Raw genomic sequence first — 15,751 nt, forward strand, 5'->3', positions numbered from 1 at the left:
AGTATTTCTGTGTATTGGCAGCAGTAACTATTAAAAACAGTTGCTATTACATGGCAGTCATGAGTAAATACATCCCGGCCTGTGGTACAGACCTATTTATGCACGACATCCTGAGTAAAGTTGTTCAAATGTAAAGCGTTATCCATGATAACCCTGCTCTGACGAATTTCCTTCTTAGTGCCTCCATAAGTAACGACTGAAATCCGGCTATAACATGCCCATGGCGGCTAAATTTATTTTTTAAAGGTAATTCCTATGTCTATGATGAAAGGTCAGGTTAAGTGGTTTAACGAGTCTAAAGGCTTTGGCTTCATCACTCCTGCTGATGGCAGCAAAGATGTTTTCGTACACTTCTCTGCTATCCAAGATCAAGGTTTCAAGACCCTGGCTGAAGGTCAGAACGTACAGTTCTCTATCGAGAACGGTGCTAAAGGTCCGTCTGCGGCTAACGTTACCGCTATCTAATCTCGCTTTTACTGCATTGCAGTAGAATAGCAAGATGACAAAAACCCGCTAAGGCGGGTTTTTTTACGTTTAAATTTTGACACGGTTTATTCGCTGCTTATAGAAATGTATCTAGTCAATAAATAGAGTGTTATTTATGCTAGGGTTTAACTCGATAGCTTTTATAAATCAGCCATGGAATAGCAAAATGAAGATCAATGATTTGGTAACGGTGAAAACTGACGGTGGTCCACGCCGCGAAGGTAAAATACTGGCCATAGAAACATTTTACGAAGGCGTGATGTATCTGGTGTCTCTTGAAGACTATCCGGCAGGGATCTGGTTTTTTAATGAGGTTGACTCTCGTGATGGCACCTTTGTTGAACCGCTGGAGTCACATTAAAGGTTATCGCTCTGTTGAACTGAAACGCTAAGAAGCGGTGGAATCATTGCGGTTTTTAGCGTGGGTATTTCTGCTTTACTCCCACCTCCATGACGTTATTCAATCTGCTGCCAGATAAGCATTTTACATCCAACCTGCAAGCGCCAAATTTTATTGATAAGTGTCAAAACGGTTTTCTAGAGCTGATAAATGTCGGTTATTCGGGCCATTACTTTTGATTTTATCGTGTAATTTATCACGATAAGAAGAAATAAGAGGCGGATGTGTCGCCTTTGTTATTTTCTTGTCACGACGCTACATCATAAATTTTTCAATATTAGCATCGAAAATAGTCGTTCTTATACCCTGTGCAATGCACAGAGAAAGGGCTTGCCAATCGCTGGCTTGCCATGATGAACGACATGATACATTTGCTCTGGGTAACGGATGAAGTCAGAGAGGCAGCCAAGAGGAAGCAGAGAATATGGTCAAGGTCATTTTATACAGTAAAAATAAACTAACGTTGTTGGGATTATCAACAATTGCTCATGATGTTAGCGTGAAATGGCCTGAACCACCGCTTATAACCAGCGTCGAATCAATGAAACAACTTGCCGCGGCGTTATCCAGCGATGCATTCTTATCTAATGGTTCCTACAGCATGGTAATTATTGACCTTGCTTCTATGGCCTGTTACGAGCGTCATAATGCGTTGCTACAGCTCAATTTGTTGCTACCAAGCGGACGGATTCTGGCATTAACTCAAGAGTTGCCTGATTCTCATGCTTTTCAGCTTATCGCTAAGCAATCTTGCATCGTGTTGCCATCGCGCAGTGCAATTCCTCTGGTTGAGTTTGCATTAAACAGCGTGGCTTTTGCACCGACGGTTGATACCCAAATTATCTCTGGCCGGGAAAAGGATAGCTATGCACAACTCAGTAGCCGCGAAGTCAGCGTGTTAAAACGCATTATGGCGGGATTAGCCAACGTGGATATTGGACGCCAGCTAGGTATTGAACTTAAAACTGTCTCTGCACACCGTAAAAGTATTTATCTAAAACTCGGTGTGAGTAACTTAGCTGGGTTACATGAAAAAATTCTTCGCGATAGCGGTGAAGCGCCCGCACCGCAGCCACAATACAGCGTTTCAATGTAAGCGAATAATCTTAAAAAGAACCATGATTGTTTTTTATATTCATGGTTCCTCCAGTCTTAACGAATCTGTCAATGCCAGTGTTAATGGGAATCTCAGCAACAGTGACACGCCTGAATGGCCTTTTCTTGCAAGTAATATTTTAGCGTTCAGCCCGCAATTTGTAGTACTCGCCTGACGAATTTTACGTTAGCCTTATGCTGGTATATTTTAACTCGGAACGGCCTGTGCACAGGCTCGGTCCGACTCTTTCCAAGCATAGCTAAGGAAACTATTCCGGCATGGAACGAAGAGCATTTATTAAGGCTTCACTCGCGTTTGCTGCGTATTGCGGTGTGCCATCAATGGCAACACTGTTCACAGAATCGGCCAATGCAGCACAAAATAATGTTGCCGATGGTGGCGCAACACATTTTGATTTCTCCGTATTGCAAGAAATGGCAACGTCGTTGTCAAAACAGCCATTTGGTGGTGCGCCGCAGCCGCTGCCTCAAACTTTGGCTGATTTGACGCCGCAGGCTTATAACGCCATTCAATATGATTATGGTCATTCTCTGTGGCATAACTTGCAGGGACGCCAGTTAGATGTTGAATTATTCCACGTTGGTATGGGTTTCCAGCGCCGGGTGCGTATGTATTCGGTTGACTCACAGCAGAATATGGCTCGTGAGATCCATTTCCGCCCTGAGCTGTTTAACTATCATGATGCAGGCGTTGACACTAAACAACTTGAAGGGCAAACCAACCTCGGTTTTGCCGGTTTCAAAGTCAACAAAGCTCCCGAACTTACTCAGCGAGATGTGGTGTCATTCCTCGGTGCGAGTTATTTTCGCGCCGTAGATGATACCTACCAGTATGGGCTTTCTGCTCGTGGCGTTGCGGTGGATACTTATGCTGGACAGCCAGAAGAGTTCCCTGATTTCACCGCCTTCTGGTTTGAGACGCCAAAAGCAGATTCAACGACTTTTGTTGTTTACGCATTATTAGATGGCCCAAGCATTACCGGTGCTTATCGATTCACGATTCACTGTGAACCGACCCGAGTGGTAATGGAAATTGACAAGCATCTGCACGCGCGTAAAGACATCAAACAACTGGGCATTTCACCAATGACCAGTATGTTTAGTTGTGGCACTAATGAGCGTATGCGCTGTGACACCATTCACCCGCAGATCCATGATTCAGATCGTTTGGTGATGTGGAGTGGTAACGGTGAGTGGATTTGCCGACCATTGAACAATCCGCAGAAGCTGCAATTTAATGCTTTTGCTGACAAAAATCCTAAAGGGTTCGGCTTATTACAGCTTGATCATGATTTTAATGATTATCAAGACGTGATTGGTTGGTATAACAAGCGTCCAAGCCTGTGGGTTGAACCAAAAGGCGAGTGGGGCAAAGGCTCGATTAACTTGATGGAAATCCCGACCACGGGTGAAACATTAGATAATATCGTGTGCTTCTGGCAGCCAGAAAAACCGGTTAAAGCCGGCGATTCTCTCGATTTTAGCTATAGCCTCTACTGGAGCAGTGAGCCGCCACAGAAAAGCCCGTTGGCAAACGTGTTGGCAACGCGTACCGGCATGGGCGGGTTCCCAGAAGGTTGGGCACCTGGTGAGCATTATCCGAAAGTATGGGCGCGCCGTTTCGCTATCGATTTCGTGGGCGGCGAGCTTAAGGCATTCGCAGATAAAGGTATTGAGCCAGTCATTACTGTCTCAGAGGGGAAAATCGACAATATCGAAATTCTCTATGTTCAGCCATTCGATGGTTACCGTATCCAGTTTGACTGGTTCCCAACCAGTGATTCGGTTGCGCCGTTAGAGTTGCGTATGTTCTTGCGCTCACATGAAACAACATTGAGCGAAACCTGGCTGTATCAATACTTCCCGCCAGCGCCGGACAAACGCCAATATATTGACGATCGCCAGATGAGTTAACATCCTGCGCATAAAAATCGTTTGATAACTGCACCACCCAATTCGGTAGTATTCGATTCTTGGTGGTGCAGTTTTTTTATACCTGTTTTATCGGTGATCGCACTCACAAAATATTATCTATCTGTCAGTTTTTAAGGAGGAAATTATTATTTTTTTGAATAAATGACTATTCTTGGATGAGCATAATTACGGAGTTTTTCTCTCATGCAAGAGGCATTCACTTATTCAAATTATATTGTCATTATTATGACAATATTCGTTGCTTATACTATTTTCGGCATTGCCGGTTTTGGCTCGGCGCTGATCGCCAGCCCGGTATTAGCACTGTATTTCCCGGTTGATAAAATAGTCCCCTTATTAGCGCTACTGGATATGTGCGCCGCTATTATCAATGTGAGCCGCGATGGACGGCATGCGGACCTTAGTGAGTTAAAAAGGTTGATACCTTTCATGTTGCTGGGGAGTTTGTTAGGGGCGTGCGTTTTATTAAAAACTAATCCGCGAATTCTATTACTTGCCTTGGGCCTATTCGTTACCTGCTATGCCATTTACGCCCTCAGTGGCGTAAAGCCACAGCGATCTTATACCTCTCGCGCTGCATTACCCTTTGGGTTTATTGGGGGAATATTCAGCGCGCTGTTTGGCAGCGGTGGCTTCATTTATGCTCTCTACTTGAGTGGCAGAATTGCTAAAAAAGAAGTCATGCGTATTACCCAAACAACATTGATCGGGATGAGTACGTTAACCCGTGTCGTTATTTTTATGCTGGCAGGCGTTTATTTTGATTCAGGATTGCTGCTAATGGCCTTGATACTTGCTCCGGCAATGCTAGTCGCCATTGTTTTAGGCCGACGTATCACGTTGAAGATGTCGCGGGAGCAATTTTTGAAGCTAATTAATATTGTGGTGCTTCTGTCGGGAGTAATGTTAATCATTAATTATTTCAGGTAGGAAGATAAATAAAAAAGACCCAATAATCGCTTATTGGGCCTTAGCTCTGGTGTTGACGATAAATATCATTCAACCCGAAACAACCTAATTATTATCATATTATACGCAGGTGTACGACATACTTGAGGCTCACATATTGTGCGCTGCGATACTAAAATTCTTTAACCAACAACTCGCGATTTTGCACTTGACCCGTTTTTAGCATTTGGTCAAAAGCCCGCTCGGTATTTTTCAGCTGTTGCAAAAACTCAGACGGCGAATAATCGTGAGATTTGCTGCTCATATAAGCCAGGGCAAGTTCTTTTGGCTGATAGCGTTGGAAGTTATACATGCTGTTCCTTATCAATAAAATCAATGATTACGATTCGGTCAACGTTGTGTTGAGCCATGTGCAACTGCTTACATCGTGCTGCCAATGAGAGATATTCTACGGCGTTTTATGATAAGTAAAAGCCGCTTTTATAGATGAATTCAATAGCTGAAATCTACCGAATGAATGCAAGAAAAGAGATAAACCCACGCCCTATCAGCCCACCTATCAGTTGACCTTAATCTCTTGACCTTCAATAGCGCATCTTATCGGCCAAGTGAACGAATGAGGCTAGGGTAAAGCAGACAAGGAAGTCTGCTTTAGGTTGAGCCGGGCAGGACGCACGTCTCACCCGACCCGATAAGCTAAGCGTAGGCGTCGGGTGCAGGGGCCTTCGCCTCAAGGCCCTTGCCGGCCGCGATCGCCAATGCGGATATATTCCCGTTTGCTAATAAGCGGCCGAACTAGGCGTGGTTTACTATCAAGCTTGCTTAGCTATTGCTAATAGCATTGGAATCACATACGGAATTTGCGATAACAAATACAATATCAGCCCAATCGCCGCGCCTACTAGCGTCCCATTGATACGGATAAACTGTAGATCTTTACCGATATTCAACTCTATTTGATCTGACATCTCTTTTTCATCCCAGCCTTTCACCGTGTCACTAATATGTTGGGTCAGGAACGCGGCAAAGTCGGGAGCCATTTTGCCCGCTAATGTCTCAAGTTGCAGGTTAACTGATTCACGCAGGCTAGCGTCATGCGCCAGAGCATTGCCAAGCCACTGGCCTGATTCCGCGATGCGCGCATGCAATGTCGAGTCGGGACGGTCTAAATCTTGCTTCATCCAAGTGCGTAAATCGCGCCAGAGTCCCATTACATAAGTATTTAGCGTGTCGTCGTTCTTAATATACTCTTTGATTTTGTTAGCTCGATCTGCCATTTCAGCATCGTTTTTCAACCTGGCAATAAATTTCTCCAGATTACGGTCAAAGCTTTGACGCAAGCTATGTCCTCTGTCAGCCGAGATATCGTCGAGTAAGGTATTTACGGCGTTAGAGACTAAATCGGCCCCGTGTTCACCTAACCACTCGGTAGGTAATACTTTGGCTTTAATCGGATGTTCGCGTTTAATCCAATGAACGATTTGGGCAGAGATAAACTCTCGGGTGCTAGGTTGTTCCAATAGCTGTGTCAGTTTAGACATAGCCTGATCCAGCAGTTGCTGATGACGGCCCTCTTTGGTCAAGCTATCGAGTAAGGCTGCCACGGACTGCGATAAATCGAGTTTGTCGATCGCCGCATGTAGCGCGTCTTTAATAAATTGCTGGATACGGCGATCGTCGGTGATGTCGATAAATCCACGCATCATCTTGACCATATAACCGCCAAATTTTTTGGCGTTATCTGGGCCAGTGAGCCAATTGGCGATCAATTGGGCAGGATCGTATTGTTTGATTAATCTGACTATTGATGCCGGGTCGAGGAATTTTTCGCGCACGAACAGCGCCAAATTATCGGCAATTTTATTTTTATTCTGCGGAATGATCGCCGTGTGGCCGGCAATAAATGGCAGCGGGATACGGCGAAACAAAGCAACAACGGCGAACCAATCAGCTAACGCACCGACCATTGCCGCTTCGCTAATTGCTTTTAGGCCTGATATCCAAAAGTTTTGCGGCAAAAATAGCGTCACGACAAACAATGTGGCCGCGATGAGCAGAAGCAGCAACGCATTGCGTTTGCTTTTTCTCAGTTCAGTATGTTTATCCATCATCAATTTTTAGCCATAGCGTTGCAAAACGGTCAGATCTTTTATGTCGCGTTGTCGATAAAATCTGCTAAGTATTAACCATACATCGGCACTTATGGAAACACCGGCGCCGTACTTAATTTTATTTTGGCACAGTTCCAGAAAAAACTGACTCTTTATGGCCTGATAAAATATTATGCTTATATACCCTTCATACTTGAAGTCGCTTCTACGTTGGCTGCGGTTACTTACCCGAATCACTTACCAAGTAAGTTCCTCGGGATGTACGGCCTTGCGGCAACTTCAATTATTGGGGAGATAGTCAGTAAATTTAATAACAATAAAACGGCCCCTTTTTTGGAACCTTTTCGTTATGCACAAGCGTTATAAAATATCCGCCATCTTTGTCCTGTTAGCGTCATTGATGACGACTTCAGGCCTATCATATGCGCAGACTGGCGATGATCAAGCCGAGGCACAAAATACCTCGCAGCTTGAATCGTCTGCTACGCCTGTTGATGCGCCAGGGACGTTAGCTGCGTTGCAAAAGCGGCTCGATAACCTTAAACAACAAGTCTCTACGACAAAGAATGGTAATAAACTCAGTGGACTGAGTGATGATGCTAACAAATTATCGGGAGATGCCGATCAGTTAGCCACCAGTTTGCAGCCGCTTAGAGCGCAGGTGCAATCAAAACTAGATGTGCTTGGTCCGGTTCCTGAAGTTGCAACGGGGGCTTTGCCTGAAACACCTCAAGTGATTCAGCAGCGTAAGAATCTTAACGCGGCTAAAAGTTTGCTTGATAGCCAAATCCTGCAAGCGGGAACGATTAAAACCAGCGCCAGCAATCTTGCAACGCAGATTTCTGGTTTACGCCGCGATGCTTTAAGAACGCAGATTGCACTGAATACCGGCAGCATCTTGAGCGCTAACTTTTGGACTCCATTATTTGCACCAAAAGATAGCGATCAACAGCGTTTCAGCCAATATGGCGAAGAGCTAAAAGATGCCTGGCATGGCGCATGGCAACCTGAATTCCGCTATGGTTCTGCTGGACTCTTGGTGCTGGCACTGTTTATCGGTGTCTTTGGCCGTAGGTTATTGTATTTGGGACTGGCTTGGGTGACGCCTCGCTGGCTGCCGCTAGGGAGATTAAGGCGCAGTTTCTTTGCCGCTGGTACAACCGCTATTAGCGTGCTGACCTGGGGCTTTAGCGTTAAGTTCTTTACCATGATTTTTACCCGCACGGATGATGTGGGAGAGTGGGTTTTACAAAGCGCGGACAAGTTAGTGGGTTTGGTATTGTTCTCCGCATTAGTTGTAGGACTGGGACGAGCCTTACTTTCTACTGAGCATCCTAGCTGGCGTCTGCCGAATTTAGCTGACCCGGTAGCAAAAGCATTAGTCCCACTGCCGCGTAATTTGGCCGGTTGTATCCTGCTATTTGGTATCATTGAAAATCTCAATGAAATCCTTGGTACCAGCGTGACTGTTACCTTGTTTGGTAATGGGCTATCCGCTTTATTGGTATCGCTGTGTTCGTTGGTGGCACCACTGCGGGTTAACCGCGTACGCCGCAAATTGCTGGCTAAAGGAGAGCAGCCAGAAGAGCGTTCTACTCTTGCGGGTTTGATGAACCTTGCCGTTAGTGGCACCGCGATTGCGATACTGGCTGCATCGCTAATCGGTTATGTGCCGCTGGCACGATTCCTCAGCTATGAGTTGCTGTGGATTGGTTTGGTGTTGTCTTGCCTGTATATGTTTGTCAGTCTGGTGACTGACCTGTGTGAAAGCATTTTTTCAACGAACACCACCACCGGCAGCCTGTTGCAAAGTGGTCTGAATCTGAACGAACGTCATCTATCGCTGGCCGCTACGTTGCTTTCTGCGGTGGGTAAAACTCTGCTGGTGTTGGTCGCCGTCGTCGCCATTTTCAATGGTACCTTTGGTAGCACCACGCCTTTGCAGGTTATTAACCAAGCGATTGAGTTTTGGGGCGATAAAGGCCTGGAAAAAGTCAATATCATTCCTGGACAGGCCGTCAGTGCACTGCTTTTCTTGTGCGTTGGCTGGTACGTTTTACGCTCTGCAAGACGCTGGTTGGATAATGACTTCCTGCCGAAAACTAACATGGATCGTGGTATGCGAGCGTCGTTGGTCACGCTGTTTACCAACGTAGGCTATGTGCTGATTTGCTTGCTTACACTTTCCACATTAGGCATTGAATGGAACAAGCTGGCTTGGATTGTGAGTGCGCTATCGGTCGGTATCGGTTTTGGCTTGCAAGAGATTGTTAAGAACTTTATCTCTGGTCTGATTCTGCTGACCGAGCGACCGGTGAAAGTTGGCGATTTGGTCACTATCAGCGGGGTAGAAGGGGATATTCGTCGCATTAATGTCCGTGCGACAGAAATTCAGCTTAGCGATCGTTCAACCGTTATCGTGCCAAACTCACAATTTATCTCGCAGAACGTGCGTAATGCCACGATGGGTAATGCGCAAGGTGTGGCAACTATCGCCTTAACCTTCCCGCTGGATATCGACCCGGAGGCGGTACGTAACTTGCTTCTGGATGCATATAAGCAGCATGAAAGTATTCTGGAAACACCCGCGCCTTCGGTTTCCTTTAAGGAGCTAAGCCCAGACGGTATTGTGCTTAGTGTCACCGGTTACGTTAATAGCCCACGTTTGGTTAGCTCGACCAAAAGTGCGCTGCTCTATGAGATTCTGAAAAGATTGCGTAACGAAGGTATCAGCCTGGCACGTAAGCAAACCATGGTAGTAGAACAGCCGAGTAAAGACGACGAGTAATAAATAAGAATGCCCTGATTTGCCAATCAGGGCATTCTATGTGCTCAGCAAGAGTTATCACGCGAGCATGTTATATTTCTTCTGATTAACCCGCCTGGCTAGTTAACATCCGCCGATGCTGCCGGACCAAATACTGAGTAGCTTGGTAAATCAATCTTTTGATAAGGTTCCCAGCCGCCGCCAAGGGCTTTATACAGTGAGACCAAATCTGTGCTGGTTTGTACCTGCGCCAAGGTCGTTTGTTGACGAGCCTGCGCCAGCTGCCGCTGCGCATCTAAGACGTTGATAAAGGATGATAACCCCTTCTTATAGCTGTCGCTGGCTAAGTCATACGCGCTTTGTAAAGCCTCAGCCGTATTTTTCAACCCCGTCACTCGATCTTGGTCGGTCTGGTAGCTAACCAAGGCATTATCGACATCTTGTAGCGCATTCAGTACTGTTTGACGGTAATTCAATGCCGCATTGGCTTGTTGCGCGCGTGATAACCGGACGCTGGAAACCAGACGGCCGCCGGAGAAAATAGGCAACGAAATTTGCGGGCCAAAGGAGTAGAAATGGCTGCTCCAGTCGTTCAAATAGCTGGCATTAGTATTACGCATCCCGAACTGTCCGGTCAGTGACAGGCTTGGGAATAGCTGAGCAATAGACACGCCGATATTTGCCGTTGCTGCATGGAGGTCTGCCTCTGCTTTACGTACATCAGGGCGACGACGAGCCAGTGCAGAAGGGACACCAACGGCAACAGCCGCAGGGATCGCTGGCAGCGCTTTAGGTGTCGATAGTTCATTATCCAACGAACCCGGGAGTTGACCGAGCAATACGGCTAAGCCGTTCATGGCCTGACGCGTTTGAGCCTGATACTGCGGCAGTTGAGCTTGCAATGAACTTAGTTGTGCACGGGCGTTTTCCACATCCTGCTGCGGCGCCAAACCATTATGTTGCAGGCTAGAGGTCAGTTCGAAAGTCTGTTGCGCGATACTAATTTGCGATTCAATAGTGGCAATCACGCTTTGTGCGCCGCGCAGCTGTAGATAAGTGCGGGCGACTTCAGCTTCAAGCGAAACTAATGCATCGTTGCGGCTTTCGATGGAAGATTGCGTTTGTGCTCTGGCTTCTTCGACCGAACGGCGAGTGCCGCCAAACAAATCTAACTCCCAGCTTGCATCAAAATTCCCCTGATACAGGCCGGTTGATTGCGTGGCGCTGTTTAATAAATCAGTGGCTTGCGGGCCGAGATTATTGGCCTGTGCGCTAATGCCCTGGGAATCAAGCTCACCTTTTAATCCAAGCTGTTGTCGCACTGCCTGCGCATTGGCGCTGACCGACGGTAGCCAGGCACCACGAGCTTGATTGACCTGTTCGCGAGCACCTGCGATGCGCAATACGGCTTGCTGTAAAGACAGATTACCGGCAATAGAACGATCGATCAGACTGTCCAACTGTGGGTCATTAAAAGCTTTCCACCACAATGGATTCGGCTGCGAGGGCAGGGCAATTGAATCGGTCGATTTCTTTTGCACCTGCGGAACATCGCTAAAAGAGGACGGCGTTTGTGCGTGCGGAGCCTGGTAGTCTGGGCCAACGGAGCAACCCGCTAGGGCTAAAGCTAGCGCAGAAGACGTCATACTCACTTTGATGCGCGCAGGCAGTCGAGGAATAAGATAAGAGGCGAACATATCAGTGAGCTCCCGGGGTAGCTTCGCTCTTGACTGGCGAAAGTAAAAAACTAAAGGGGATCAAAATAAATGCAAATAGCGCGCAGTAAGTAAACACGTCGATATACGCCAGAATTCGTGATTGCGACACCATCTCTTGATACATCAGCCCGGTGGCGACAGTTAACGGGTCACCGACGGCATGAGAGAAGTCGCGAACCGCTATCGCAGCACGGCTTATCGCCTGATTAAATTGTTCGCTAAAGGAGGTCATGTGCCCGACCATATGGGCACTTTGCGCCTGAGTACGCTCCGTGACAGCCGCGGTTGATAATGAGATGCCAATCGATCCTGCAACATTACGGAACATAGTTAATAGTGCCGAAGCATCGGCATTTAGCCGCTGCGGGATGGTAATAAAGGCAATAGTTGTCAACGGGACAAACAAGAAGCCAAGTCCGAGCGATTGCGCACAGCGGAATAATGACAGCGTAGCGAAATCAATGTTCGGAACCAGAGTCTTTGAGTACACAAAGGAACCGCCAAGCAGTAGAAAACCGAACGCAATAAGCAGACGAGTTTGTACAATTGGCATCAATTTAAGCACGAGTGGAATCGATAGCACCACCACTACGGCCCCCGGCGTCATCACCAAACCGGAGAGGGTCGCGGTGTAGCCTAATTGCTGTTGCGCCAGCTGTGGAATGATGACCGAGCTGCCATAAAGAATGGTCGACATCCCCGCCATCAAAAAGCAGGCAACAGCAAGGTTACGGTCTTTCAAGCAGCGAATATCGACGACAGGATTTTTGGTATACAGCAACCAATATACCGCTCCAACCAAGCCCACTGCCGCTAATACACCGAAAGTGATAATGAAGTTTGATTGGAACCAGGCATCATCTTCACCACGGTCCATCATCACTTGCAGGCAGCCAAGCCCTAAACTGATCAACGCAATACCGATGTAATCGATACTCAGTTTCTGGGTCGATTTTTTCTCCCACGGCGGGTCTTCCAGCAGTTGATAGATGGCAATGACCGCAATAATCCCGACCGGGATGTTAATCAGGAACACCCAACGCCAGTTGTAATGATCGGTAATCCATCCGCCAAGGGTTGGGCCGATAATCGGCGCGACGATTATCGCAATCGCCGAAAGTCCAAACGCTTTGCCGCGATCTTCTTTTTTGAAGTAATCCAGCAATACTGACTGTTGTACCGGTTGCAAACCACCGCCAAAGAAGCCTTGTAGAATGCGGAATAACACCATCTGCCACAACTCGGTGGCAATACCACACAAGAAGGAGCAGACGGTGAACATCACGATACAGATCAGGAAGTAATTTTTGCGTCCTAGCGTACGGCTGAGGAACGCAGAAATAGGTAACACGATACCGTTAGCCACCAAATACGATGTCAGTACCCAGGTCGATTCGTCGTAACTTGAAGAGAGCGATCCGGCGACATGTGGTAGCGCAACGTTGACGATAGTGGTGTCGAGGATCTCCATGAATACCGCGATGGTGACGACGATTGCCACCGCCCACGGATTACTCTTGGGGACCCAATTACCGTGCGCTTCACTCATTCGACAGTCACCGACGGTTCAACTGATAAACCGAGCGGAAGGGGCTTTTGCGGATCAAAACCGCTGTCGATAATAATCTTAACCGGTACACGCTGGACAATTTTGACGAAGTTACCGGTGGCATTTTCTGCCGGGAAGGCGGAGAAACGCGAACCCGTACCTTGCTGAACGCTATCAACATGACCATGCAGTTTTAGATTTGGATAGGCATCGACGCTGATATCAACTTTATCGCCGGGTTTCATCCGCTCTAACTGAGACTCTTTGAAGTTGGCGGTGATCCAAATATCAGGTGAGACGATAGAGAACAGTGATGAGCCAGCTTGCACCAAGGTACCCAATTGAACATTACGCATCGTAACGTAGCCATCGAAAGGCGCGCGCACATCTGCATAAGAAAGGTTAAGTGCGGCGGTTTCCAACTGGGCTTTCGCTTGTTCAACTTGTTGTTGACGCGCCTCTACATTGGTTTGTGCTTGGCGTATTTGCAATTGCACCTGTGCGGCAACTTGCACCTGCGCTTTGGCATTTTCTACATCAGCATTCGCAGAACGCAATTGTGCACTCGCGCTGTCGATATTCTGTTGTGATGTGGCACGAGGATCGACGCCACGTTGACGACGGTAAGCGGCCGTTGCATTGGCTAAATTAGCCTCAGCACGCGCTTGTTCTGCTTTGGCCTGCGCCAACTGTGCTGGATATTGTACTTTAGCTAAATCTAACTGCGCCTGAGACTGATGTAATTGCGCTATCGCTAAACCCAACTGGGCACTGGCCTGATCGCGCTGTGCAGTTGCATCACGAGGGTCAATTTGTACTAGCAAGTCGCCTTTTTTAACCAGTTGGTTATCTTTAACCGCGAGATTAACCACGTAGCCCGCTATTTTGGGAGCAACGGTCACCGCATTACCTTCGGTAAAGGCATCGTCGGTTGATTCGATGTTGCGATTCATCAACCAGAAGACTAAGGCGACGACCACGATAACGACGACAACAATGCCCAGAATAACTAAAGGTTTTTTACCCGGGCTCTTGCGTGATTCATCGTTCTTCGCGTTATTTTCATCCTTATCGCTATTAGCATGTTCTTGATTATTCGAGGAAGGTGTTTGGTGCCCTTCGCCTGCGCTGACGTCGCTCGAAGAGAGGTGCTTCGACGCGTCATCTGAAGAATTATTATTAATGGTCATAGTGCTCATCTAGTTATCGGCGACTCTGCGCCAGGACGAGAATGAAAATCTTGTTTTTAAGCTAGAAGGTATTGTTATAAATGCAAGTAAATTTATGTCAATGCCTGCGCATCATTATTGAAATAAAAAGAGTTTAGCACTTGGTAATATGGCTAAAAAGCTATCAATTTATCCACGGCGGTTGAGGGGATAACCCTTTGCTACAAAATGTCGGCGCCGCCAAATAACAAAAATTCTTTATAGCGGCGGCCATAACTGAGAAACTACGCCCGCTATTAAGCACGTTTCAGTGGCTCTGCTACGCGCTTTTGAGGCCATTCAATCAAGACTTCAGTTGCAGGATATGCAAATGAGCTATTTTCAGAGAATTAAATAATGAGCCATCCTATTACGTATAAAGGCCTGACACGGGCTGCTTCAATGATCTCGGTGGTTGTCGCCTTTGTGTTGGTAGGTATTAAAGTGTGGGCGTGGTTGGCCACCGGTTCTATCGCGTTGCTGACCTCCGCTTCTGACGGATTAGTCGATGTACTCGCGTCTATCGTCACGTTAATCGGTGTGCGCTACGCAGGCCGACCGGCAGATAAAGGCCATCGTTATGGCCATGGCAAAGCCGAAGCCGTTGCTGCATTTGTACAAGCGTTACTCTTAGGTGGCGCAGGTCTGGTATTAGGCGGCCAATCCATTGCCCGTTTGATCAACCCGCAGCCACTGGCTGAATTAGGATTCGGGATTTGGGTCATTATCGCCAGCTCATTGGCTGCGGCTGGCTTGGTACTAATGCAAACCTATGTAGTGAAAAAAACAGGTTCGACGGCGATTGCCGCCGATCGCGCGCACTATGTTACCGATGTAGCGGTGAATATCGCAGTGTTGCTGGCATTGGTATTTGAAAACCAATTTGGCTGGACACGTTCTGACTCCGTTGGTGCATTACTGATTTCGTTGTATATGATTTGGAATGCCAAAGGTATGGCAGTTGACGCGCTCAAGCAGTTGCTAGATAGAGAATTAGACGTTGAAGATCGCAAACGAGTCAAAGCCGCCGTACTGGGCTGCCCGGGGGTGAGCGGAGTGCACGATATCCGTACTCGCAACGGCGGTGACCGGGTATTTGTCGAATTCCACCTCGAAGTTGAAGGGCACCTGACGGTTGATGTCGGACACGACATCGGGGATGCGGCAGAAGCCGCCGTGCGCTTGCTGTTTACCGCCGCCGATGTCACCGCCCATCTCGAGCCAGCCGGTATCGATGACGAGCGCCTCGATAATTCTTTAGTATAAGAATAGTTTTTCCCTTGATGTAAACGGGTTAATGAGTCGATGCAGACTGATATTTTGATCTGTTCTTGACGTGTAATCTGTTGACCTTAAATAGCGCATCTTATCGGCCAAGCGAACGAATGAGGCTAGGGGAAATCCGCCAAGGACGGCGGATTTAGGTTGAGCCGGGCAGGACGCCCGTCTCAGCCGACCCGACCGGCCGAAATAGAGAGTGCGGGCAGTCGCGCAGCGACCCGATAAGCTAAGCGCAGGCGTTGGGTGCAGGGGCTTTCGCCGAAAAGCCCTT

General features: G+C 47.5%; 12 protein-coding genes. 7 read left to right on the forward strand and 5 right to left on the reverse strand.

Annotated elements, in window-relative coordinates; all coding sequences use genetic code 11:
* Positions 1-255 precede the first annotated feature (255 nt).
* From cspE to ACL9RG_RS01775, 5 genes are all read left to right on the forward strand, one after another.
* A complete protein-coding gene (cspE, locus tag ACL9RG_RS01755; RefSeq protein ID WP_034789491.1) occupies positions 256-465 on the forward strand; it encodes a transcription antiterminator/RNA stability regulator CspE in 210 nt (69 codons plus the stop codon).
* Positions 466-652: 187 nt separating this feature from the next.
* Complete coding sequence (gene dsrB, locus ACL9RG_RS01760) at positions 653-847, forward strand: protein DsrB (RefSeq protein WP_422790835.1); 195 nt, start codon at positions 653-655, stop codon at positions 845-847.
* A 463-nt stretch (positions 848-1,310) separates the two neighbouring features.
* On the forward strand, positions 1,311-1,982 hold the full coding sequence (locus ACL9RG_RS01765) for a helix-turn-helix transcriptional regulator (RefSeq protein WP_422790836.1): 672 nt from the start codon (positions 1,311-1,313) through the stop codon (positions 1,980-1,982).
* A 278-nt stretch (positions 1,983-2,260) separates the two neighbouring features.
* Entirely contained in the window at positions 2,261-3,916 is a 1,656-nt protein-coding gene (locus ACL9RG_RS01770; protein ID WP_422790837.1) for a glucan biosynthesis protein D, read from the forward strand.
* A gap of 204 nt (positions 3,917-4,120) precedes the next feature.
* Positions 4,121-4,867 carry a sulfite exporter TauE/SafE family protein gene (locus ACL9RG_RS01775; RefSeq protein ID WP_422790838.1) on the forward strand — a complete coding sequence of 249 codons (747 nt, stop codon included), beginning with the start codon at positions 4,121-4,123 and terminating at the stop codon, positions 4,865-4,867.
* Positions 4,868-5,018: 151 nt separating this feature from the next.
* On the opposite strand, the gene ACL9RG_RS01780 is transcribed toward ACL9RG_RS01775, so the two are convergent.
* A complete protein-coding gene (locus tag ACL9RG_RS01780; RefSeq protein WP_422790839.1) occupies positions 5,019-5,198 on the reverse strand; it encodes a hypothetical protein in 180 nt (59 codons plus the stop codon).
* A gap of 460 nt (positions 5,199-5,658) precedes the next feature.
* On the reverse strand, positions 5,659-6,954 hold the full coding sequence (locus ACL9RG_RS01785) for a DUF445 domain-containing protein (protein WP_422791165.1): 1,296 nt from the start codon (positions 6,952-6,954) through the stop codon (positions 5,659-5,661).
* A gap of 352 nt (positions 6,955-7,306) precedes the next feature.
* Here ACL9RG_RS01785 and ACL9RG_RS01790 point away from each other — a divergent pair, with 352 nt between their 5' ends.
* Positions 7,307-9,745: a DUF3772 domain-containing protein gene (locus ACL9RG_RS01790; protein WP_422790840.1), complete on the forward strand. Its 2,439-nt coding sequence runs from the start codon at positions 7,307-7,309 to the stop codon at positions 9,743-9,745.
* Between the two features lie 98 nt (positions 9,746-9,843).
* On the opposite strand, the gene ACL9RG_RS01795 is transcribed toward ACL9RG_RS01790, so the two are convergent.
* From ACL9RG_RS01795 to ACL9RG_RS01805, 3 genes are read right to left on the reverse strand one after another with little or no spacing between them, the layout of a single operon-like run.
* Positions 9,844-11,421: an efflux transporter outer membrane subunit gene (locus tag ACL9RG_RS01795; protein ID WP_422790841.1), complete on the reverse strand. Its 1,578-nt coding sequence runs from the start codon at positions 11,419-11,421 to the stop codon at positions 9,844-9,846.
* 1 nt (position 11,422) lies between these two features.
* The gene (locus ACL9RG_RS01800; protein ID WP_422790842.1) at positions 11,423-12,991 is read right to left on the reverse strand and encodes a DHA2 family efflux MFS transporter permease subunit; all 1,569 of its coding nucleotides are present in this window, start codon (positions 12,989-12,991) and stop codon (positions 11,423-11,425) included.
* A complete protein-coding gene (locus ACL9RG_RS01805; protein WP_422790843.1) occupies positions 12,988-14,181 on the reverse strand; it encodes an HlyD family secretion protein in 1,194 nt (397 codons plus the stop codon). The genes ACL9RG_RS01800 and ACL9RG_RS01805 overlap by 4 nt, the downstream gene beginning before the upstream one ends.
* A 375-nt stretch (positions 14,182-14,556) precedes the next feature.
* On the opposite strand from ACL9RG_RS01805, the gene ACL9RG_RS01810 reads away from it, so the two are divergent.
* Entirely contained in the window at positions 14,557-15,465 is a 909-nt protein-coding gene (locus ACL9RG_RS01810) for a cation diffusion facilitator family transporter (RefSeq protein ID WP_422790844.1), read from the forward strand.
* The last annotated feature ends 286 nt before the right edge of the window (positions 15,466-15,751 follow it).

Source organism: Rouxiella sp. Mn2063 (assembly GCF_049319665.1).
Classification (GTDB): Bacteria; Pseudomonadota; Gammaproteobacteria; order Enterobacterales; family Enterobacteriaceae; genus JBMOUD01.